General features: G+C 61.8%; 19 protein-coding genes and 2 pseudogenes. 3 read left to right on the top strand and 18 right to left on the bottom strand.

The genetic code is table 11. The features are described 5' to 3' along the window. Positions 1-23: 23 nt before the first annotated feature. The 12 genes from AACY36_RS20700 to AACY36_RS20645 are packed head-to-tail and all read right to left on the bottom strand — an operon-like array spanning position 24 to position 10,835. Positions 24-2,336: an MMPL family transporter gene (locus AACY36_RS20700; RefSeq protein ID WP_339497529.1), complete on the bottom strand. Its 2,313-nt coding sequence runs from the start codon at positions 2,334-2,336 to the stop codon at positions 24-26. Continuing rightward, complete coding sequence (locus AACY36_RS20695; protein WP_339415572.1) at positions 2,326-3,009, bottom strand: outer membrane lipoprotein carrier protein LolA; 684 nt, start codon at positions 3,007-3,009, stop codon at positions 2,326-2,328. The genes AACY36_RS20700 and AACY36_RS20695 overlap by 11 nt, the downstream gene beginning before the upstream one ends. Next, complete coding sequence (locus AACY36_RS20690) at positions 3,003-3,431, bottom strand: acyl-CoA thioesterase (protein ID WP_339427274.1); 429 nt, start codon at positions 3,429-3,431, stop codon at positions 3,003-3,005. Before AACY36_RS20690 ends, AACY36_RS20695 begins: the two co-directional genes overlap by 7 nt. Then, entirely contained in the window at positions 3,424-4,965 is a 1,542-nt protein-coding gene (locus AACY36_RS20685; RefSeq protein ID WP_339427273.1) for an HAL/PAL/TAL family ammonia-lyase, read from the bottom strand. Before AACY36_RS20685 ends, AACY36_RS20690 begins: the two co-directional genes overlap by 8 nt. Further along, positions 4,949-5,884: an LpxL/LpxP family acyltransferase gene (locus tag AACY36_RS20680; RefSeq protein WP_339415575.1), complete on the bottom strand. Its 936-nt coding sequence runs from the start codon at positions 5,882-5,884 to the stop codon at positions 4,949-4,951. Before AACY36_RS20680 ends, AACY36_RS20685 begins: the two co-directional genes overlap by 17 nt. Beyond that, positions 5,881-6,615: a glycosyltransferase family 2 protein gene (locus AACY36_RS20675; RefSeq protein WP_339497527.1), complete on the bottom strand. Its 735-nt coding sequence runs from the start codon at positions 6,613-6,615 to the stop codon at positions 5,881-5,883. The genes AACY36_RS20680 and AACY36_RS20675 overlap by 4 nt, the downstream gene beginning before the upstream one ends. Next, on the bottom strand, positions 6,608-8,278 hold the full coding sequence (locus AACY36_RS20670; protein WP_339415577.1) for an AMP-binding protein: 1,671 nt from the start codon (positions 8,276-8,278) through the stop codon (positions 6,608-6,610). The genes AACY36_RS20675 and AACY36_RS20670 overlap by 8 nt, the downstream gene beginning before the upstream one ends. Further along, positions 8,275-8,820, bottom strand: a complete 546-nt coding sequence (locus AACY36_RS20665) for a hypothetical protein (protein WP_339415578.1) — start codon at positions 8,818-8,820, stop codon at positions 8,275-8,277. The genes AACY36_RS20670 and AACY36_RS20665 overlap by 4 nt, the downstream gene beginning before the upstream one ends. Beyond that, complete coding sequence (locus tag AACY36_RS20660; RefSeq protein ID WP_003187949.1) at positions 8,817-9,071, bottom strand: acyl carrier protein; 255 nt, start codon at positions 9,069-9,071, stop codon at positions 8,817-8,819. The genes AACY36_RS20665 and AACY36_RS20660 overlap by 4 nt, the downstream gene beginning before the upstream one ends. Before the next feature lie 9 nt (positions 9,072-9,080). Continuing rightward, positions 9,081-9,350, bottom strand: a complete 270-nt coding sequence (locus AACY36_RS20655) for a phosphopantetheine-binding protein (protein ID WP_339427272.1) — start codon at positions 9,348-9,350, stop codon at positions 9,081-9,083. Then, positions 9,328-10,140: a lysophospholipid acyltransferase family protein gene (locus AACY36_RS20650; protein ID WP_339427271.1), complete on the bottom strand. Its 813-nt coding sequence runs from the start codon at positions 10,138-10,140 to the stop codon at positions 9,328-9,330. The genes AACY36_RS20655 and AACY36_RS20650 overlap by 23 nt, the downstream gene beginning before the upstream one ends. Further along, positions 10,116-10,835 (bottom strand): beta-ketoacyl synthase chain length factor, encoded by a 720-nt coding sequence (locus tag AACY36_RS20645; protein WP_339427270.1) that lies wholly within the window; start codon positions 10,833-10,835, stop codon positions 10,116-10,118. The genes AACY36_RS20650 and AACY36_RS20645 overlap by 25 nt, the downstream gene beginning before the upstream one ends. A 304-nt stretch (positions 10,836-11,139) precedes the next feature. Here AACY36_RS20645 and AACY36_RS20640 point away from each other — a divergent pair, with 304 nt between their 5' ends. Further along, entirely contained in the window at positions 11,140-11,910 is a 771-nt protein-coding gene (locus AACY36_RS20640; RefSeq protein ID WP_049710378.1) for a ParA family protein, read from the top strand. 124 nt (positions 11,911-12,034) lie between these two features. On the opposite strand, the gene trxC is transcribed toward AACY36_RS20640, so the two are convergent. After that, on the bottom strand, positions 12,035-12,469 hold the full coding sequence (trxC, locus tag AACY36_RS20635) for a thioredoxin TrxC (RefSeq protein ID WP_339415583.1): 435 nt from the start codon (positions 12,467-12,469) through the stop codon (positions 12,035-12,037). 235 nt (positions 12,470-12,704) lie between these two features. On the opposite strand from trxC, the pseudogene AACY36_RS20630 reads away from it, so the two are divergent. Both AACY36_RS20630 and AACY36_RS20625 read left to right on the top strand, forming a co-directional pair. Beyond that, positions 12,705-13,000: pseudogene (locus tag AACY36_RS20630) on the top strand (type II toxin-antitoxin system HigB family toxin). After that, positions 12,997-13,398 (top strand): helix-turn-helix domain-containing protein, encoded by a 402-nt coding sequence (locus AACY36_RS20625; RefSeq protein WP_339427381.1) that lies wholly within the window; start codon positions 12,997-12,999, stop codon positions 13,396-13,398. Before AACY36_RS20630 ends, AACY36_RS20625 begins: the two are co-directional and overlap by 4 nt. A gap of 5 nt (positions 13,399-13,403) precedes the next feature. Here the strand turns inward: AACY36_RS20625 and selO are convergent, their stop codons facing one another. The 5 genes and pseudogenes from selO to AACY36_RS28375 all read right to left on the bottom strand — a co-directional run. After that, complete coding sequence (gene selO / locus AACY36_RS20620; RefSeq protein ID WP_339497525.1) at positions 13,404-14,867, bottom strand: protein adenylyltransferase SelO; 1,464 nt, start codon at positions 14,865-14,867, stop codon at positions 13,404-13,406. Positions 14,868-14,915: 48 nt separating this feature from the next. Next, positions 14,916-18,299 (bottom strand): mechanosensitive channel MscK, encoded by a 3,384-nt coding sequence (mscK, locus tag AACY36_RS20615; protein ID WP_339415586.1) that lies wholly within the window; start codon positions 18,297-18,299, stop codon positions 14,916-14,918. Positions 18,300-18,351: 52 nt separating this feature from the next. After that, entirely contained in the window at positions 18,352-20,094 is a 1,743-nt protein-coding gene (locus AACY36_RS20610) for a potassium/proton antiporter (RefSeq protein ID WP_339427267.1), read from the bottom strand. A gap of 232 nt (positions 20,095-20,326) precedes the next feature. Continuing rightward, on the bottom strand, positions 20,327-21,190 hold the full coding sequence (locus tag AACY36_RS28380; protein ID WP_370468024.1) for a methyl-accepting chemotaxis protein: 864 nt from the start codon (positions 21,188-21,190) through the stop codon (positions 20,327-20,329). Further along, positions 21,182-21,937, bottom strand: a pseudogene (locus tag AACY36_RS28375) (MCP four helix bundle domain-containing protein); the annotation flags it as partial. The gene AACY36_RS28380 and the pseudogene AACY36_RS28375, both read right to left, overlap by 9 nt. Positions 21,938-22,002: the final 65 nt, after the last annotated feature.

Genomic DNA, 22,002 nt, shown 5'->3' with positions numbered 1-22,002 from the left:
TGCCACATTGGCATTAATCACATTCATAAGGCGTGCCTCTGTTGCCCGGCCCAGGGTGCCAGCATAAAGCTGAAGGCCAGGCCCAGGCTGACCGATAAGCCGAAATTACTCACTGCCGGTGTACTGGATACGGCCAGCAGGCCAAACGACAACCAGGTTGTCATAGCCGCCAGCAATGTGCCTAGCAGGCTGACCGCCGGACCGCCGATTTGCTCGCGCATCAGGATCGCGTAGTCGACGCTGATCGCCGTGACCAGCAGCAAGCCGAACAGGCTGAACAGCGTCAGCGGCTGGCCCAGCCAACCGAGGCTGGCCAGGCTGCACAGGGCCGCCAGCAGCGGCAGGGCGACAATGCGCAAGGCACCGCCAAACCCGAAGGGCAGGATCAGCAAGAGCACGATCAGCACGCACGACATCAATTTCAATTCGGCGGCGCTGATTTGCGTGTCGGCGAACACCCGGTTCAAGTCGCCCAGGCGGTCCACCCGTTGCACGCCGGGTAAATCCACTGCTTGCACCCGCAGCAGCGCCGGGTTGTTCAAGCCTTGCAGGCTAACCATTGCTGCCACGCCGCCGTCCACCGGGCCCAGCCACAGGGTGCGCCAAGGCTCGGCCAATGGGCCTGCCAGTGCGGCGTCGATATCTTGCGTAGGCAACGCTTGCAGTTGCCTCACCTCAGCTTGCAGGGCGCTGGCCGGTACGCCAAGGTCCAGCAATGGCTGCCAGTGCTGCGGCAGTTTATTCAAGGCGTCGCGCACTTGTTGCTGCTCGGCGGGCAGGCTGACCAGTTGATTGAGCGCCAGATAGCCCTTGAGCTTATCCATGTTTACCAATTGATCCAGGCGCTGCGCGAGTGCGCGCTGGCGCTCCAGCAACTGCTGCTGATCCTGCGCCCGCACCAGGAAAAACTGGCTGGTGGGTTGGAACCCGGTAATCCGCGCGACGGCCTGTGCTTCTTCCAGCAATTGCGGCGGCGCGCCGATCCACTGGCGGATATCGTTTTTGCTGTTCAACTGCCACAGGCCACCGGCGCAAAACAGCACCAGCAGCGCCAGCAAGACCGGGCTCGGCACGCGCTTGAGCAGCGAGGCGCGCAGCCGCCACAGGCCTTCGGCGATACGCAGCGGCCATTGCGCCGGGCGCAGCTCGACGCCCTTGAGCAGCGCCGGCAACAGGCACACGGCGGACAAATAAGCGCCCACCAGCCCGGCGGTGGAGAACACCGCGATCTGTGTCAACGCCGGGAACGGCGTCCACGCCAGCGCCAAGTAACCGATGCAACTGGTCGCCAGGCTCAGGCTCAGGCCGGGCAAGGTCAGGCGCAACGCCGGCCAGCTGCGCCATGGGCGCATGCTCCAGCTTTTCGACAGGTAGTGCAGCGGGTAATCCACCGCCACGCCGATCAGGCTGGAGCCGAGCACTAAGGTCATCACATGCATGTGCCCGAACAGCGCCACACAGGCCACCGCGCCAAACAGTATGCCCACCAGCACCGGCACAAAAGCCAGCAACACGCGCCAGCGTCGGAACGCCAGCAACAGCAGTAACAGGATGCCGACGGTAGCGCCGCCGCCGACCCAGGTGATTTCCCGCGTGGCTTGCTGCTGACCATTGGCCGCATACAGCAAGCCACTGGCGGCGAGCAGTTGCGCGCCTTGCTGACCTGCCTGCTCGCGGCTGGCCTGGAGCAACTGCGCCACTTGCAGCGGCAGGTTCATGTCAAAGGCATTGCCGGTGGTGCTCGCACGCAGCAGCACCCAACGCTTGCCGTCAGCGTCGGCGACCAACGCGCCGCTGCCGATATCCAATTGCACTGAGCCCTGTTGCGGTTGGCTGTTCTGGATACGCCCGGTCAGCCCCAGCCAGTCATCCTGGCTGGGCACCAGGCTGAACCCGGTAAAGGGGTCGAACAGGGCTTGCACGCGTTGCTGGATAAACGCGTCGGGCTGGTTGATCAGCTGCTCGCGGTCCGTGGTCGAGAGCATCGCCAGGCGACCGCGCAGCAATTGCTCGCGTAGCGCCGGCAAGTCGGCTTGCAGGTTCCACTGCACTTTTTCAAACAACCCGCTGGCTTGCCAGCGCTCGCCCAATTGTTGCGCCACGGCGACCGCTTGTTGGCGGTCGGCATGGCCCACCAGCACCAGTATTTGGCGGTTAAGCGGTTCCTGCATGCGCTGTTCGGCTTGTTGCTCCAGGGCGTCCGGCGTGTTGCCCGGCACCAGCTCCATCAGGTTGGCGGACAACGGCGCGCCGTGGCGCCACTGCCAGCCGGCCAGCGCAAGCACCGCCACCAGCAGGATCAGGAAAAGGCGCGGCAGCAGGCGCTCACTGGGCAAAGTCGTGTTGCTCCGCGTCGCTCAACGGCTGGTTGGCAGTGCTGTCCTGCATGCGCAGCACGGTGCTGTCGCCTTGGGTTTCGAGCAATTCGATCTTTTGCACAAGATCGCCACCGTCGATGTTGATCCGGTTGAAGACTTGCTTGAGCAGCAGCGAGCGCGGAATCAGGGTCAATTGCCACTGCTTGGCCTCGCCGTGCAACTGCAATTCGAAGTCACGCTGCAAGCCGCTGCTGTCGCCCTGGAGCACGGCGAGGAACAAACGGTTCTGCTCGGCGCCGGCACTCTTGTTTGGCAGCAGTTGCCAGCCATTGGCGTCGCGGCGGGCGATGCCTTGTGCGCTGATGCGGTAGTCCTGTTGCAGCGGGGTTTTCAGCAGCCACAGCAGGCCGTGGTCCTTGGCGAGGACGAAGGTGCCTTTGCTGACCAAGGGTTGGGGCAGGGCACGCAGGTGTTTTTCCTGGGTGAAGCTGCCGTGGATCACTGAGGGTTTTGCAAGCTGATCGCTGAGTTGTTGCAGATCAAAGGCGTGGGCATTAAAGCTCAGCAACAGCGCAACCCCTGTGGGAGCAAGCTTGCTCGCGAAGAGCCTGAGAGCGCCGCGCAGTGTCAGGCGGCCCGCGTTATCGTTAACGTCCATCGCGGGCAAGCCCGCTCCCACAGGGGTCAGCATTTCAAGGCCCTTTCTATGGCGTCTGTGAATACTTTTGGCGAGGCCAATTGCATCTCGCGGGTCGTGATTTCCACGGCCACTTGCACGGTGCTGGCACGGGTCAAACGCTCGCCGCTGGCGAGGTCGGTGATCAGGTAATTGACCTTCAAGCGGTTCTCCCACTCCACCAGGCTGGCGCGCACGTTAATGGTCTGGCCGAACACAGCACCGCGCACGTAACGCAGTTGCATGTCGATCACCGGCCAGGCGTAGCCGGACTCGAGCATCGCCGTGTAGTTATGGCCGATCTGGTCCAGTAGCGCGCAGCGCGCCACTTCCAGGTACTTCACGTAATGCCCGTGCCACACGACATTCATGGTGTCGACGTCAAAAAACGGCACCAGGATTTCGGTGTCGCAATGCAGTACGCCGGGGCTACGCATGCAGCCTCCAGTGTTGCTCGGCGATGCGTTGCAGGCACAGGCGCAGTTCACCTTCCAGGGCACGGTCTTCGATGACCGGCGGGAAATCTTTGGCGAGTTCTTCGTGCATCGCCGCCAATGCCGGTGGCAGCGCGCGTGCATCCTCAGCCTGGGCCCGCAGCCAAACGCCTTGGTTGGCGGCGAGCAAGGTAGCGGCGGCGACCTGTTCGGTCAGCTCCAGCACGCGGATCGCATCGCGTGCGGCGATGGTGCCCATGCTCACCTTGTCTTGGTTATGGCACTCGGTGGAGCGCGAGAACACGCTGGCAGGCATGGTGTTTTTCAGCGCTTCGGCGGTCCAGGCGCTGGTGCCGATCTGCACGGCCTTGAAGCCATGGTTGATCATCGCGCGGTCAGCCGGGGCGCCGGACAGGTTGCTCGGCAGGCCGTGGTTGTAACGCACGTCCACCAGCAGCGCGAGCTGGCGGTCAAGCAGGTCGGCGACGTTGGCCACCAGGGTCTTGAGGCTGTCCATGGCGAAGGCGATATGCCCGCCGTAGAAGTGCCCGCCGTGCAATACGCGCTCTTCTTCAGCGTCGATGATCGGGTTGTCGTTGGCGCTGTTCAGCTCGATCTCGATGAACGAACGCAGCCAGTTCAGGCTGTCGGCCAGCACCCCGAGCACGTGGGGTGCGCAGCGCAGCGAATAACGGTCTTGCAGGCGATGCAGCGGCGCGGTCGGTGCGTCAATCGCCAGGTCTTTGCGCAGCCAGGCGGCGACTTGCATCTGCCCCGGGTGCGGCTTGGCGGCGAACAGGCGCTCGTCGAAGTGTTCCGGGTTGCCTTGCAGCGCCACCACGTTCAGTGCGGTGATGCGCGTGGCCAGTTGCAGCAGGTAGTCGGCGCGGGCGAAGGCCAGGCAAGCCAGGCCGGTCATCACAGCGGTGCCGTTCATCAGCGCCAGCGCTTCCTTGGGCCGCAGTACCAGTGGTTCCCAGCCCAGCTCGCGGTGCACGTCGGCAGCCTGGCGGCGTTCGCCACGGAACATCACTTCGCGCTCGCCGGACAGGGTCGCGGCCACGTAGGACAGCGGCGTCAGGTCACCGCTGGCGCCCACCGAGCCTTCTTCCGGGATCAGCGGCAGCACGTCGTGTTCAAGGAAGGCATGCAGGCGCTCGAGCAGTTCCACGCGCACACCGGACATGCCGTGGCACAGCGACTGCAAACGCGCGGCCAGCACGGCGCGGGTCGCTTGGGCGTCGAGCAACTTGCCCAGGCCGCAACCGTGAAAGGTGTACAGGTGACGCGGCAGCGCCTCGACGTGCTGCAACGGCACCGCCACCACGCACGAATCGCCGTAGCCGGTGGTCACGCCGTAGATCACGCCTTCCTTGTCCAGCAGCGAGTCGAGGAACTGCGCGCCCTTGGCAATGCGCTGGCGATACGCGGCATCGTCTTGCAATTGGGTGGGCGCCTGACGATTGGCCAGGGCCAGCACGTCTTCGATGCGCAAAGCGCGTTCGCCAAAGGTTACTGGCTCAAGATGCGTCGTCATCGGTCTTCCAGAAAGGGTAAAAGTTGAACCATTGTTGGGGCGCTTCCAGGCAAAACTGGCCCAGGCGTGCAGCGTAGCGCGCGGTCCACAGGGCTATGACCTGCTCGCGGGTGTTGCGTTTCCATTCGACCCGTTCGGCGAAAGGTTCAATGCTCAGGCGATAGCGGTTGTTGTGCTTGAGGCACATCAGCAGGTTCACCGGGCACTTGAGCAGGCCGGCCAGCAGCCAGGGGCCTTGGGGGAAGGCGGCGTCATGGCCGAGGAAATCCACGCGCACCGTGCGCCCACCGTGCAGCGGCACGCGGTCGCCGGCAATCGCCAGCCACTCGCCGTCGTCCAGGCGCTGGCTGAGCAGCAGCATGGTGGCCGGGTCCAGCTCGCTGACCTGGATCAGGCGCAAGTGGCTCGCGCCGGCTTCGCCCAGCAGGCGGTTGAATTGTTCGGCGTGCTTGGTGTGCACCAGCACGTTCATGGTGACTTTTTCACCGATCTCCGCGAGGGCGCGGCACACTTCGAGGTTGCCCAGGTGCGCACCCACCAGCATCTGCCCACGTTCACCGCGCAGGTGCCCGCGCAATTGCGCCGGGTCGTTAATGTCGATCTGCTCCAGGCGCAATTTTCCGTTCCACACGTCGAGCTTATCGAGCATTGAGTCCGCAAACGCCATGAACTGACCGAAGACTTTCCTGTGGGTGGGGCGCAGGTCATCACGCCCGCTCCAGTCGGCCAGGCGCTGCTGGTATTGCCAGGCGCTCTGGCGCGCCGTGCGGCCGAACAGGAAGAAGTACAGGACGATCCCGTACAGCAGCGGGCTCAATACCCGACGGCCGAGTACCTTGGCGGCGAAGGCCGTGAGCTTCATCAGCCAATAGCTGCCGCGTTCATCACGGTCAGCCCAGTGTTTGTTGCGATCGCTCATGCCTGCCACCGTCGCCACAGGATCATCGGCGCACGGATCAGCATGCCGAAGAACAGTCGGGTGTGCATGGCCGAGATACGGACGTTGTCGCGTAACAAACGAAAGTGCGACAAGCCGTCAGCGGGGTAGTGCACCTGGGTTGGCAGCCAGCGCATCGGCTGGTTGCGCCAGGCCAGGCGCACCAGGATGTCCGAGTCGAAGTCCATGCGCGTACCAATGTAGGCCGAGTCCATCAGCGCCAGCACCGGCGCCAGTGGGTACACGCGAAAGCCGCACATCGAATCGCGAATCTGCAGCGACAAGGTGTTGATCCACACCCACACGTGGGTCAGGTAGCGCGCGTACAAACGGCCCTTGGGCACGCTGTCGTCGTATTCGGGGTAGCCGCAGATAATCGCATCGGGGTGCCTGCGCGAGGTGTCGACAAACGTCTCGACTTCGCGCAGGTCGTGCTGGCCGTCGGCGTCCACTTGCAGCGTGTGGCTGAAGCCCAGGCGTGCGGCTTCGCGAAAGCCCGCCATCACCGCGCCGCCTTTGCCCTGGTTGTTGGGCAGGGTGAGCAGGGTGACGTTATCCAGGGTGGCAAGTTGCGCCAGCACTGCCGCGCAGGTGGGGCTGCTGCCGTCGTCCACCAACAGGCAGGGCAGGCCGCTGTTCAACAGGCTGTGGACCACGGCCGGCACGGCGGCTTCGTGGTTGTAGACCGGGATCAGGGCGCACGGGTTATGCATGCGCGGCCTTCAGCAAAATCCGGCCGCTGGAGCAGGCGGCGACGCCGTTGCGGTAGGCGAAGTACAACTTGCCGCGCTCCCGGTCGAAGCGCAGGTGCAGTTCAATCGCGTCGCCGGGGCGTACCAGTTGCTGGAACTTGAGCACTTCCATTCCGGCAAAGGTCGGCGGCAAATCGAGCAGTTGCTGGCCCAGGTTGAACGCCCATTCCACCTGCACCACGCCCGGCAGCACCGGCGTGACCGGGAAGTGCCCGCTGAAATAGGCCAGGTCCGGCGGGACGCTTAGTTGTGCGGTCCATTCGCCGTTGGCTTCGACTTTCTCCAGTACGTCGGGCGCCTTGGGGCGCGGCGCCAACAGCAGCGACTCGACGTCGGCCTGGGGCAGCTTGCCTTGGCTGTTCAGCGGTAACTGCCTCAGCAAACGCCAGCGACGCGGCAGAGCCAGCGCTTCGCAATGCTGGCTCAAGTGTTGGCGCAGGGTTTGGGTGAGCGTGCGCCGGCCCTGATTGCGCAGGGCATGCAGGCCCTCGTCGCTCAGCACCACCAGGGCGCCGAGGGAGGCGCGGTTTTCCTGCACCACGCCCAGGCGGGTTTCGGCGACCCACGGATGGGCCATCAGTGCGTGTTCTAGCATGGGCAGGGAAATACGTTTTTCTTCCAGTTTGACGATGCGATCCAAGCGGCCCAGCAGTTCGAAACGGCCATCGGCGTGAATGCGCGCGGCGTCGGCGGTCTGTTCGATATGCCCTTCAGGCAGATACTTTGAGGCGATGCGCAGCGCGCCGTCTGCATCCTGACTCAGTTGCACGTCGGCAAACGGCTGCCAAGGCTGCGCACCCTGGCGCCAGGCGATGCCGCCGGTTTCCGAGCTGCCGAGGATTTCCGTGGGCCACTGCTGCAAACGGTCGTAAAGGCTGCCGGCAGCGTCCACTGGCAGCGCGCCGCCGGACGAAAACACCCGCGACACCTGGCTCAGTGCCGGCCAGTCGAGGTTATCGCCCATGCGCTTGAGCAGTGCTGGGCTGGCGACCCAGGCAAATTGTCCGTGCTCGCGGCTCGCGCGCTGCATGTCTTCAGGGAAAGCCAACTGCTTGCGCACAAAGGTGCGCCCGGCGCACAGCGGCCAGAGCACTCGGAACAGCAAGCCGTAGATATGTTGAGTGGCCACGCTGCCGATGATGCAGGCGTCTTTAAGGTCCGGGCCCCACAGGGTTTCCAGCGCCTCAACTTCGTTAGCCAGCTGGCGCAGCGTCTTGTCGATGCGCTTGGGTTCGCCACTGGAGCCGGAGGTGCACAGGCTCAGTTGGCAGCTGTCCAGATCAAGGGCGGCTGGGCGCAGTGGTGTTTGAAACAGCGCGTCCAGGTCAGCCGCTTCGGTCAGCCAGGCATCAACGGACTCGTCCCAGCGTTGGCGGGTTTGAGGTTGCAAATCGGCGGGCAGTAGCACGCTGACCCCGGCCCGCCATGCGCCCAGCAGAGCAATTGCCAGCAGGCCGGCATCTTCCAGGTACACGGCCAGGCGCTGGGTACCCCGCGCTTGCAGGCCCGCCGCCAGGCTCAGGGACTGCTCCCACAGCTGTGCATGACTCATCTCAGGCTCGGTGGTGACCAAACGCTGTTGCAGCGGCTCAAGCAGCAAGTGCTCAAGTTTCAACCCATTCATACGCGGCCTCGAACCCTTTGTCGTACCAGCCATTCCACGGCAAACAACAGCCCCATCAGCCCGTAGGCGATCAAGCCGTTGTACAACGTCCACCAGCTCAGCGGCGCCCACAGGGTGAGGGCAGTGGCGAGCAGGCCATTACACAGAAAAAACACGCTCCACACCACGGTAACCTGGCGGGTATACACAATGGCGTGGGGCGGCAACACCGGATCGGTCATGCGCGCCAGGCGCTCGACCATCGGTGGGCCGTATTTCAGGCTCAAACCGAACAGCGACAACATGAACGCGCTGACCAGGCTCGGGTACCAGCGCAACAGTTGCGGGTTATCGAACCAGGCCAGCGCTAAACAAAACACGATGATCGCCAACGCCATCCAGCGGCTGCCGGGGCGTCGGGCACCGGTCAGCCCACGCAGCAGCCACAGGCCGCCCAGCAGCAGGCCGAATTGCCACGGTGCAAAGTGCTCGGTGCCGTAATACACCGCAAATGGGTACAGCAGCCCCGCCAGCAACAGGCCAAGGCCGATCAGGCGGCTCATGCGGCCGGCTGGACCAGACGGTAAACCGCCTCAACCACGTCGTTCACGGTCCGTACCGCCTTGAATTCTTCGGCGGCGATCTTCTTGCCGGTCTGGCGCTTGATATGGTCGATCAAGTCGACGGCGTCGATGCTGTCGATTTCCAGGTCCTGGTACAGGTTGGCGTCAAGGGTGACGCGTTCCGGCGGCAGTTCAAACAGTTCCACCAAGGCATCGCGCAAGGTGTTGAAGATATCGTCACGAGTTTGCATGGTCCGGTCTCAAGCTGCCTGTCTGTCCGTGACATACGCCGCAAGGCTGGCCACGTTGGTGAAGTGATTGCGGGTGTCCTTGGCGTCGGCATCGATCTTGATGCCGTACTTTTTCTGGATTGCCAGGCCCAGTTCCAAGGCGTCTACCGAATCCAGGCCGAGGCCTTCGCCGAACAGGGTTTGCTCGCTACCGATGTCGTCGACGCTGATGTCTTCAAGGCCCAGGGCCTCGATGATCAGCATCTTTATGTCGTGCTCAAGGCAGTGTCTGTCGCTCATCTTCGGCGAGCTCCTTAAAAAAATAGTCGTGCAGGTAATCGTTGAGCTTGCGTGAGGCTTGGGGCGCGGGGCCCAGTGTTGCGAACGCCTGTGGTTCTATATCGGCACCCACCCGCAAACTGAAGTGCACGCGGCATTTCGGGATGCGATACCAGGGTTCGGCCTTGGTCAGCGTCGTGGGGCTGACCTTGATCACCACGGGGGTGATGATTGTCGCACCCCGCAGCGCAATGGCGGCGCCGCCGCGATGAAAGGCAGGCGCCGCGCCGGGTGTGGTGCGGGTGCCCTCGGGGAAAATGATCAGGGTCTGGCCTGCGCGCAGGGCATCGGCGGCGGCATCGAGCATTTCAGCGCTGCCGTCGTTGCTGATGTAGCCCGCGTCGCGCACTGGCCCGCGGGTAAAGGGGTTCTGCCACAGGCTCTGCTTGACCACGCAATTGGCCTGGCGCACCAGGCCGATCAGAAACACCACATCGATCAGCGACGGGTGGTTGGCGATGATCATCTGGCCCGGGCGCCCGAGTTTTTCCGCGCCGTCGACGCTATAGGTCAGCACGCCGGCGCGTTGCATCAAGCGAATAAAGAACCAGAACAGCCAGCTGATGGTGTGGCGGGCGCGGCGCCTGTGGCTTGCTGCGCTGCCTGGCAGGCAACTGAGCAGGGGAAACACCAGCAACCGCAGGCACAGCCCTCCGAAGCCAAACAGCGCGAAACTGGCAGCGGTGGCGAACAGACGCCAATAGTAGGCGTCTCGCGGTTTGTCGTTCAGGGTTTGCGTTGCCAGTTCCATACGCGGTTCTTCCAGGCATGTTGGCAGGCGACCTGTTCGGTGAGCAGGGTGCGCAGCAGGTTCAGGGCATGGGGCCACTGGGTTTGAGTGAGTTGGACAGTGCGGGTGCTGAGTTCCAACTGCCACTCGTCGCCCGGTGTCAGCAACAGGCCGAGGGCGTAAGGAAAGGGTGCGTCAACGATCCAGCTGGCGTAGGCCTCGGGCGGCAGTTCTTCGGTAGTCACCAGCAAAACGGCCGGCGCGCCTTCGTTGAGCAGCGCGGCGGCCTCGAGCATGCCGTGTTCCAGGCCATCGCCCGCGGCCGCGAGGGCGGTCATTTCGCTGGTTTCATTGCGCAGGATCGACCACAGGCCAATCACCGCGTTATGCACCGACAGGCTGAACTGGGTTGGCGACAGTGGCTGGTCGTTGGCCAGGTCGCTGAGAATGTCGAGGGTGCGCGGGGTCTCGCCATGCCGGGAAACAAACACCAGTGGCAAGTCCTGCAAGCCCTCGGCCAGCGGCCAGCCTACGCTGAACGCCATGCGCGCCAGGCGGCTCAGCCGGCGGCGTTGCATGGCTGGCAGGAACGAGACGTCGGGGCAGGCTTCGCTGACAGGCAGAGACACCGGGGCCTGGCACCAGGCACGCCATTCATCCGTGCTTTCCAGGCCAGGGGCCCAGGCGCGCCATTGGGCGATGTTGAAAGTGATCACTGAGAAAGTATCCCGCCCCTGCGGGCTTCCATGTGCGACTTGTGGCCCCGAATACCGGGACAGGGAGCAATAGCCGAATGGCGCGCATTATCCGGGTGCCGTGGGGTTCTAGCAAATATTGGTAAAAAATTGTTCACGGCTGATAACAATTTGGTTGGGATGATTTACAGATTGTCCTTTACCCCACGCCGATTTGGATTGTCGGGCCCTTCCTGTTCGTTTGTCGGGGATGGATGAACGAGGTAGCGAACATTCGCTTAAGCCCTCTACACTCCTGCATTCATTGATACACGGAGGTTTTTCCATGCGGCGCGTGGTGTTCAATCAAAAAGGCGGCGTTGGCAAGTCCAGCATCGCCTGCAACCTGGCGGCGGTCAGCGCCAGTGAAGGCTATCGAACCCTGTTGGTGGACCTCGATGCACAAGCCAACTCAACCCAATACCTCACCGGGCTGACCGGCGACGACATCCCCATGGGTATCGCGGATTTTTTCAAGCAGACCCTGTCTTCCGGGCCGTTCTCCAAGAAAAACAAAGTCGATATCTACGAAACCCCTTTCGACAACCTGCATGTGATCACCGCCACTGCGGAATTGGCAGACCTGCAGCCCAAGCTTGAAGCCAAGCACAAGATCAACAAGCTGCGAAAGCTGTTGGACGAACTGAGCGAAGACTACGACCGGATTTACCTGGATACGCCGCCGGCGCTGAATTTTTATGCGGTTTCGGCGCTGATTGCTGCCGATCGCGTGCTGATACCGTTTGATTGCGACAGCTTCTCCCGCCAGGCACTGTACGGCCTGCTGGCTGAAATCGAAGAATTGAAGGAAGACCACAACGAAGGCCTGGAAGTGGAAGGTATCGTGGTCAACCAGTTCCAGGCGCGTGCGAGCTTGCCGCAGCAGATGCTCGATGAGTTGATTGCAGAAGGGTTGCCGGTGCTGCCGGTGTACCTGACCAGCTCCGTGCGCATGCGTGAGTCGCATCAGGAGAACAAGCCGCTGATCCATCTCGACCCTCGGCATAAGCTGACGCAGCAGTTTGTGGAATTGCATAACCTGCTGGAAAACGCGTGACCTGAAAGGCAACGTAGAACCTTGTGGGAGCCGGGCTTACCCGCGATGAGGCCGGAGCATTCAATAGAGAGAATGCCTGACACACCGTCATCGCAGGCAAGCCAGCTCCCACATTCGACCGTGTTTAGACGCCCTGGCTACGCAACCAACTCATCAACTGCGGCAACGGAAACGCCCCGCTCTGACGCACCACTTCGCGGCCATTCTTGAACAGAATCAAGCTGGGAATCGAACGAATCCCCAACTGCGCCGACAACTGCTGATTGGCCTCACTGTCGAGCTTTGCCAACCGGCACTTGCCCTCCAGCTGCCCAGCGGCCTGCTCAAACACCGGCGCGAATGACTTGCACGGCCCGCACCAGTCGGCCCACACATCCACCAGCAAGGGCAGGTCGCCCTTGATCTGGCTGGCGTAGTCGCCTTGCTTCAACTCGAAAGGCTTGCTCAACAACACCGGCTGCTTGCAGCGCCCGCATTTGGGCGCGTCACTCAGGCGTTCGCCGGGGATGCGGTTGAGGCCGTTGCAATGAGGGCAGGGGATTACAAGAGGTTCGGACATGGTGGGCTCCTTCGATGTGGCCAATGGACTGTATCTGGAGTCGGGCGAGGTGTTTATCAAGGCGGGGAGAGGGGGGACTCATCCACTCACAGTTTTGCCCGTGCTGATGTGGGCAGCTGTCTAGGCTGTCAGAGCCTGTTCTGTTTTGAACCATCGGTCTGTTTGCGATTATCGCAAATTGAGATATTCGGAATTCGGGTTTAACCTTCATAGCAAGATGCGATAAGGATGTTGCATGCGAGTGATCAGCGAGAAAGGATCTGGGAAGCGAAGGAAAAGTGGCCACGTTCAGCAACAGCGTTGGATCAGTGGTATCGGGTAATGAGGCGAAATTACCCCAAAGATTTCGCGGCGATGAAAGCCATGTTCCCTGCCACGGATAAGGTCGGGGAGTTTCACATTTTCGATATTGGAGGCAACAACTTGAGGTTGATTGCTGGCGTGGAGTATCGGGCGCAGCGCATCTACATCAAGCATCTGCTTGATCACCGCGACTATGAGAAAGATAAATGGAAGGAAAACAACAGATGAGCGCGCTTATGCGAGTAGCTGCCGAACACTGGCAATTTGTTTCACCCGTGATGCGCAAACCAGAAAACGAGGAAGACTACGACGCTCTGGTATGTGGGTTGGACGAGTTATTGAGCCTGATCGGCGAAAATGAGGACAGTCCGCTGATGAGCTTGGTAGATATCCTCAGCGACTGGATCGAAGCCTACGATCATGATCATCGCCCAATGCCCGTCGCCAGCGGCGCCGATGTGCTGCGATACATGATGCGCGAACACAATCTCACTCAGAGCGACCTGCCGGGCGTCGGCGCCCAATCGGTCGTCTCTGAGGTGTTGAGCGGAAAGCGCCAACTCAACATACGGCAAATTCGTTGGCTGGCTGAACGCTTCGGCGTATCAGTAGAAACCTTTATCTGAGGCGTTTACGACGAACAACTAATCTCCAAATGCTTGCCCCAATCTGGCGGCCGCTGTGCGTATTGCTCCATACCAGGCTGCTCCCCAAACGGCTTGCTCAGCACCTCGTGCAGTCGCCGCACCTCGCTGTAATCGCCCGACTCGGCCGCAGTGATTGCGTTCTGCGCGAGGTAGTTGCGCAGGATGTACAGCGGGTTCACCGCGTGCATCCGCTTGCGGCGCTGCTCTTCGCTATATTCCCCATCCCGCGCAACGCGGGCCTTGTACAGCTCAGCCCAGGCATCAAACCCGGCGAGGTCGACGAAGTCGTCGCGCAGTCGTGCCACGGCCAGCGCCGCCGACTCATCTCCCAGGCGGCGGAAGAACAGCGTGTAATCAACGCCACTGTTCTGCATCAGTTGCAACAAGCGCTCCACCAGCTTCTGGTCATCGTCTTCAGCGGTGGTCAGCCCCATGCGGCGACGCATCAAATCCAGGTAATTCGCCTGATACAACGGCAGATACAGCCCAAGCGTTTCTTTCAAGGCGTCGACGCTGATAAACGGCGTCAACGCCTGTGCCAATGCACTGAGGTTCCACTGCCCAATCGGCACTTGGTTGCTGAAGGAGTAACGTCCTTCATGGTCGGAGTGGTTGCAGATGAAGTGCGCATCAAAGTCATCGAGAAACGCAAACGGTCCGAAGTCGAAGGTGATGCCCAGGATCGACATATTGTCGGTATTCATCACGCCATGGCAAAAGCCATACGCCTGCCACTTGGCGACCAATTCGGCGTTGCGCTCGACGATTTCGCGGAACATGGCCAGGTAAGGCTCTGGTTGTTCGCGGCACTCGGGGTAATGCAGGTTCAATACGTGTTCGGCCAAAAGCGCCTGCTGTTCGGGCTTTTTGGTGTAATAGAAATACTCGAAATGCCCGAAGCGGATATGGCTCGGCGCCATGCGCAGCACCATCGCGCCGCGTTCCTGCTTCTCACGCCACACCGGGGTATCGGAGCCGATCACGCACAGTGCGCGACTGCTGGGGATACCCAGCGCATGCAGCGCTTCGGAGGCCAAAAACTCGCGGATCGAAGACCGCAACACGGCGCGCCCATCACCCATGCGTGAGTAAGGCGTCATACCGGCACCCTTGAGGTGCAGGTCCCAGTGCTCGCCGGCCTCGTTATACACCTCACCCAGCAACAACCCACGGCCATCGCCCAATTGCGGGGTGTAGCCACCGAACTGATGCCCGGAATAGACCATCGCCCGTGGCTCCGCTTCGGCCCACAGCGTGTGCCCGCCAAACAGCTCGGCAAACACCGGCGTTTCGGCCACGGCCGGGTCGAGGTCGAGCAATGCCATGGCAGCGTTACTCGCCACTACCAGACGCGGTGCGTCGAGGGGTTCAGGCAGTACGTGGGTTGAGAACGCGTCGCCCAGGCGTGCGAAGCGGTTGTCGAAGGTCAGTTCGTCGAGGGCTTTCACCGGCCATCTCCAGCAGAATGTCCTGGCATTCTGCTGGGGATAGCACCGTTAGTCGAGTTTGCTCGGCGGCGGCTCCGGCGCATCGTCGACTTTGCCGGGTGGCGGCTCGGGGGCGTCCTGCTCAGGGGCAGGCACGGCCATGGTCTTGTGCTCGTCTTCGGCAGGCACCAATTTGTATTCCTTGCCGTGCATGTTCTTGAGGTATACCTCCATCTGCCGGAACGAGATGTTGATGTGCTGTTTCTTGAACTCACGGTTGATGTAGCGGTTGACCTCATCCAGCACGGGGTTGCGGTCGCCCAGGTCGCGCACGTGCATGCGCAGTTCGTGGTCGAGGGCGCTTTCACCGAAGTTGAGGAAGTACACCAGCGGTTCCGGTTCCTTCAACACGCGTGGGTTTTCCCTGGCAGCCTTGAGCAACAACTCCTTCACCAAGTCCAGATCGGAGCCGTAGTCCACGCCCAGCTTCAGGGTGACCCGGGTGATGGTATCGGTCAGCGACCAGTTGATCAGTTGCCCGGTAATGAAGGTTTTGTTCGGGACAATGATGTCCTTGCGGTCAAAGTCGGTGATCGTCGTGGCGCGGATGCGGATTTTGCTCACCGTGCCCGACAGGTTGCCGATGGTGATGGTGTCGCCGATGCGCACCGGGCGTTCGAACAGGATCATGATGCCGGAGATAAAGTTGGCGAAGATCTCCTGCATACCAAAGCCCAACCCCACGGACAGCGCCGCCACCAGCCATTGCAACTTGTCCCAGCTCACGCCAAGGGTGGAGAGGGTGGAGACAAAACCGATGCCGGCAATCACATACGACAACAGCGTGGTCGTCGCGTAGGCGCTGCCTTGGGCCAGCTCCAGTTTGGACAGTACCAGCACCTCGAGCAGACCGGGTAGGTTGCGCGCCAGTGCGAAGGTAATGCCGATGATGATCAACGCGCCGATGAAATCGCCGATGCTGATCGGCACCATGCTGATATTCGCACCCGTGCCGCTGGTGTATTCGTACAGGGTGACGTTGTCCAGGTAGGAAAATACCGAGATCAGGTCCGACCACACCCAGTACAACGCCGCGATAAAGCCGCCGAGCAAGGCCAGGCGGATCAGTCGCATCGACTGCTCGTTGACCTGCTCGATGTCCAGGGTCGGCTCTTCGATCACCGCTTCGCCTTCACCGGCTTCCTTGGCGGCCTGGCGTTTAGCCAGTGCCCGCGCATAGGCCAGTCGCCGCGCCGCAACGCCCAGGCCGCGTACAAAGGTGGCCTCGATCACCAGCCAGAACATCAGCAGGTACAGGGTGTTGATCAAGCGGTCGCTGAGCTTGAGCGCGGTGTAGTAATAGCCAAAGCACACGGCGATAAACAGGGCGACGGGCAAGGCGGTAAACAGCAGGCCGATGGCCTTGCGAAACAGTGAGGCTTTTTCATGGGTTGGGCTGTTGAGCAGCAGGCGACCCAGCAACCAGGCCATCAGCGCATAGCACGTGAGCACCACGCCAATGCCCAGCACATCGTCCGCCAGCGCCGCCGGCTGGTGCTCGGCGATCGCCACGACGGCCACCAGCGCCAGCACCACCAGACCGAGCTTGCGTATCCAGCCTTGCAGGAATTCGACTTGGGGTTTTTCCCAGCGGAAGTGCAATTGCGCCACGCCACCCGGCGCCAGGATGCGATAAGCGGTGTAGAAGACCAGCCAGGCCTGGGCGATTTGCAGCAACGCTGCGCCGAGGTTGGCGTTCTGCCCACGGGCGTCAATTTGCAGTGCATAGCCGCACAGCGCCAGGCCCAGCGCCACCGGCATCGCCAGCAGGATATTGATCAGGATGGCCTGCGGCGTGTGCCACTGGCTGTCGCGCTTGAAGTGGCCGATGTCCAGGTGGACCTTGCTCAGGCGCTGATACAGGGCTTTGCGTCGCCACAGCAGGGCACCGATCACCAGCAGCAGTGGCAGGAACAGCAGCGGGCGCTGGGTCAGGCCGTCATACAATTCGCTGATGCTGGAGGCCCAGGGCAGGGTGGCGACTTGCTTGCTCAGGTGCGCCGGGACAGTTTCCAGCCACTCGGTGTCCAGCGGCTTGTTGCTGGGGATCCAGAACATCTGCTCATCCAGCGTCGCCCGCAGTGCGGTGGCGGTGCTGAGCAGTTGTTTCTGGTTCAGTTGCAACGTGATGGATTCATTCAGCAGCGAGCTCAGCTCTCGGCTCAGGCGCTCCAGCAGGTCGCTGCGGGTGATGGCCAGTTCCAGCAACGTGCGGCGCAGTTGCGGGGTGACATCTTCTGGCGCCTGGTTAGCCAGCAAGTTATCCACATAGGCGCTGGGCGAGCTGATCAGCTCGCGCTGCTGGTTGACCTCAAACTGATACAAGCGAATGTTGGCGATGTCATCCGCCAGGTCACGGTCTACCGTCAGGCGCGGCAGCGCCTGTTTCTGTTTGTAGAGGATCTTGGACAGCAGCAGGCTGCCCTTGAGCACGTTGATCTGCTCGTCCAGGGCCGAATCGCTCTGGGTGACTGTGTCCAGTTGCTGCTTGGTTTGCAGGTTTTTCTGGGTCAGGTCGTTGAGGCGGTCAGTGCTTTTAAGCAGGTAGTCGGAGAGCTTGAGGTTGGCCGCGCTTTCCGTGGCCAGCAGGCTGCTGCCGCCAGCTTTTTGCGCTTCGATGGATTGCTGGGTGACGGTCTGCTGGGATTGGGCCAGGCGCTTTTGGTTGATCAGGGTTTGCAGGTCCTGGATTTCTTGCTCCAGGCGCGCGGTTTTTTCCTGGATCAGGTCGTGCTGACTGTTGCCCAGGTCTTGCAGTTGGCTGTTGCCTGCCAGTTCCTGGCGGCGCAAGGGGATCAGTGCGTTCAGGGCGGCGAGTTCAGCGTTGAGCTGGTTGCGCTGATCGGCATTGAGGGTTTTGCCGTTGTCTTTGCCGGCCTTGAGGATCGAGTTGATCTGCAGGATGCGCGTCTGGCTGCTGCTGATTTCAGTCTGGGCGCGCTCGGGCCGGGTCTGGGCGGCGATGGACAGGCTGTTGGCGTCGGCCAGCTCTTTTTGCAGGTCGCCCTGCTGGGTACTGCGCTGCACCAGCAATTGCTCGAGCTGCGGTACCGGCAGGGTGGCGTAGCGTTGGGCGACCGGGACGACCTTGGTGGCCTTGAGCCGCGTCAGTTCGCGCTGGTTCTCTGTGGTCTGGCGCGGGGCGTCTTCCAGCTGGCGCTTGAGGTCGATGAGGCGCTGCTCATAGTCCTGCTTATTGTCCAGGTACGTCAGGGTCTGTTGCAGGATCGCCTGCAACGCTTTCATATCGGCGTCGGGCAGCTTACGGTCGGGCAGTTTGTCCAGGGTTTGCTGGATGGCGTCGGCGCTGGGCGGGTCGGCCGCGTGGACGGTACCGACACAGAGGGTCAAGCCCAGCAGGGCAGTGGCGAGAAATGTGCGCAGAGTTGGCATAGAGACCGGTCGAGCGAAATGAAAAAATGGGGGCGAGCTGTCGCCCCGCAGTTTAGAGGAAGAGTCCGGGACCCGGGCGACTTCCTTCGGGGAATCTGACGCCGACTTTGCCGATCTTGTTCCCGTCCATGACAGCGACGGTCCAGATGGTGTTGTTCCACTCCACCTGGTCGCCTACGACTGGCGCACCGCCGACTTTCTGGGTGATGAAGCGGCTCAGCGGCATGTCCGGGTCGATGCCCTCCAGCTTCAAGCCGTACAGGGCGGAAACCGCGCCCAGCTGGGCGTCGCCTTCCAGTACGAAGTCGCCGAAGAAACGCAAATCCAAACCGCGTTGCGGCGCCTGGCTGAAGAGTTTGCCCAGGGCCGGCAGGTTGTGTTCGTGGCCGATCACACAGAGCAAATCATCGACTTCCAGCACCGTACTACCCGACGGATGGAGCAGTTGTTGACCGCGGAACAGGGCGGCGATCCGCGTGCCCTCAGGCATTTTCAGCTCACGCAGGGCGGCGCCAATGCACCATTTTTCTGCGCCCAGGCGGTAGACGAACAGCTCCCACTCGCTGGTGACATGCACTTCCAAGGCCGCACGGGAGATCGGCGCCGGGTCCGGCGGTACGGTGACCTTGAGCAGCTTGGCCACCCACGGCAGGCTTGTGCCCTGCACGAGCAGCGAGACCAGCACGATAAAGAACGCCAGGTTGAAGTACAGCTGCGCATGCGGCAGGCCGGCCATCAGCGGGAACACCGCCAGAATGATCGGGACCGCACCGCGCAGGCCGACCCAGGCGATAAAGGCTTTTTCGCGGCCGTGAAACGCCTTGAACGGCAGCAGGCCAACCATCACCGACAGCGGCCGCGCAAACAGGATCATCCACAGTGCAAGGCCCAGCGCCGGGAGGGCAATGGGCAGCAATTCGTGGGGCGTGACCAATAGGCCCAGCACCAAAAACATGCCGATCTGAGCCAGCCACGCCATGCCGTCGAGCATATGCAAAATGCCGTGACGGCTGCGCACCGGGCGGTTGCCGATCACCAGGCCACACAGGTAAACGGCGAGGAAGCCACTGCCGTGCAGGGCGTTGGTCAGGGCGAAGACGAACAGGCCGCCGGCGATCACCAGGATCGGGTACAGGCCGTTGGCCAGGCTGATCCGGTTGACCATCTGCAGCATCAGCCAGCCGCCGCCCAAGCCGACGATACCGCCGATGCCGAACTCGCGGAGCAGGTGCGTCAGCAGGCTCCAGTGCAGGCCGGTCTGGCCACTGGCAATCATGTCGATCAACGTGACAGTGAGGAACACCGCCATCGGGTCGTTGCTGCCGGATTCAATTTCCAGGCTGGCGGAGACCCGCTCGTTGAGGCCTTTACCGCCCAACAGCGAGAATACCGCTGCGGCGTCCGTGGAGCCGACGATGGCACCGATCAACAGGCCCTGGATGATATTGAGGTCAAACAGCCAGGCCGCAGCCATACCGGTGAGGCCGGTGGTAATCAACACCCCCACCGTGGCCAGTGACAACGCCGGCCAGAGTGCCACACGGAAACTTGCGACCCGGGTACGCAAGCCGCCATCGAGCAGGATCACCGCCAGGGCGAGGTTGCCCACCAGGTAGGCGGTCGGGTAGTTATCGAAAATGATGCCGCCGCCATCAACGCCGGCCAGCATCCCCACGGCCAGGATGATCACCAGGATCGGAATCCCCAGGCGGGACGAAAGAGAACTCACCAGAATGCTCGCACTCACCAGCAACGCGCCGATCAAGAACAGGCTGTTGATGGTCGTCGCATTCAAAGGCAGTACTCCATGAGCAAACAAGACGGGGCGCAAACTGACCATGCAGTCTGCGTGCCAGCGATTCTAACCTGTTGAATTGCTGCGCTGTCAAAAAGGTTCTTCTGATTCATGTAGATCTAATGTGGGCGCGGGCTTGCTCGCGAATGCGGTACATCAGCTAAAGATAGGCTGACTGAACCACTGCATTCGCGCGCAAGCCCGCTCCCCCATTTTGACTGAGGCGAGTCAGTTAGAGGCGGAATCGCCCCACCATCCCATTCAAGTCCACCGCCAACCGTGAGAGCTCACTGCTCGCCGCGCTGGTCTGGCTGGCACCGGTCGCCGACTGCACCGACAGATCGCGAATGTTCACCAGGTTACGGTCCACTTCCCGCGCCACTTGTGCCTGTTCTTCCGCCGCGCTGGCGATGACCAGGTTGCGCTCGTTGATCTCGACAATCGCGGTATTGATCGTGTCCAGCGACATCCCCGCGCCTTTGGCGATGTTCAGGGTCGACTCAGCGCGTTCCGTGCTGTTGCGCATCGAATCCACCGCATGCTCTGTACCGGCCTGGATGCTGCCGATCATCCGCTCGATTTCGCTGGTCGACTGCTGGGTGCGATGGGCGAGTGCGCGTACTTCGTCGGCAACCACCGCAAAGCCTCGTCCGGCTTCACCGGCGCGCGCCGCTTCAATCGCAGCGTTAAGGGCCAGCAGGTTGGTCTGGTCCGCCAGGCCGCGAATCACGTCGAGCACCTTGCCGATATCGCGCGACTCATTGGCCAGGTCGCCGATCAGCGTGGCGGTGGCCTGTACGTCGCCGCTCATGCGTTCGATGGCGCTGACGGTTTCCTGCACCAAATCACGGCCATCACCGGCAGAGGTGGTGGCGTTGCGCGAAGCTTCGGAGGTGCTCACCGCATTGCGTGCGACTTCTTCGACAGCGCTGGTCATCTCATTCACCGCAGTGGCGGCTTGTTCGATTTCGGTGTTTTGCTGAGTCAGGCCGCGGGCGCTTTCGTCGGTGACCGCGTTCAGCTCTTCGGCAGCCGATGCGAGTTGGGTAGCGGAACCGGCGATGCGTTGCAGGGTGTCGCGCAGTTTGTCCTGCATCTTGGCCATGGCGGCCAGCAGGCGCCCGGCTTCGTCGTTGCCGTCGACTTTGATCGGGCGCGTCAGGTTGCCTTCGGCCACTTCTTCCGCCGCTTCCAGTGCCTGGGAAATGGGCAGGGTGATGCTGCGGGTCAGCAGCCAGGCGAACAGCATCGTCAGTGTCGTGGCGATAATCAGCAGCCCAATCACCCAGTTGAAGGCCATGTTGTAATGGTCTTCGGCCTGTTGGTTGGTGTTAAGGGCGGCCTTGTTGTTGTAGTCCAGCAGGCGGTTGAGCACGGTGTTGACCTGCTCGGAGTTGCTCAACAGCTCAGTGTTGAGCAGGGTGCGCAGCTCTTCGATCTGGTTGGCGCGCGACAGGCTCTTCATGCGCGCTTCAATCTGTTGGTACTGGGCAAGCAGGCGCATGTACTCGTCGTAGATCGAGCGCTCTTCACTGCTGTCGATCAGTTTTTCGTAAATGCCCTGCGCGGTGCGGATCTGCTGGTTGCGCAGTTCGAAGGCTTCCAGGGTCTTTTGCTGAACGTCCGGCTCGCGGTTGGTCAGCAAGCGATAGGACAGCACCCGCAGGCGCAAGGTGAGTTGGGTGAATTCATCGAGGGCGCGGATGCTCGGCACGCTGGACAGGGTGATGTCTTGGGTGGCGCCACGGATCTTGCTCATCTGATTCAACGCGAAAATACCGAGAAACAGCATCAACGCGCCGATAAACGCGAAGCTGAGGAAGGCTCTCGGAGCGATATTCATATTACGAAGCGACATGGGGGGGAATCCTGGGGGAACGCGCGATCCGTGCGGCCATGAGACGGTGT

The organism is Pseudomonas sp. EA_15y_Pfl1_P101, from assembly GCF_963970835.1.
In the GTDB taxonomy this organism is placed as follows: domain Bacteria; phylum Pseudomonadota; class Gammaproteobacteria; order Pseudomonadales; family Pseudomonadaceae; genus Aquipseudomonas; species Aquipseudomonas tritici.
Note: the sequence above shows the minus strand (reverse complement) of the source record. Positions and strands in the feature narration are given on the sequence as shown.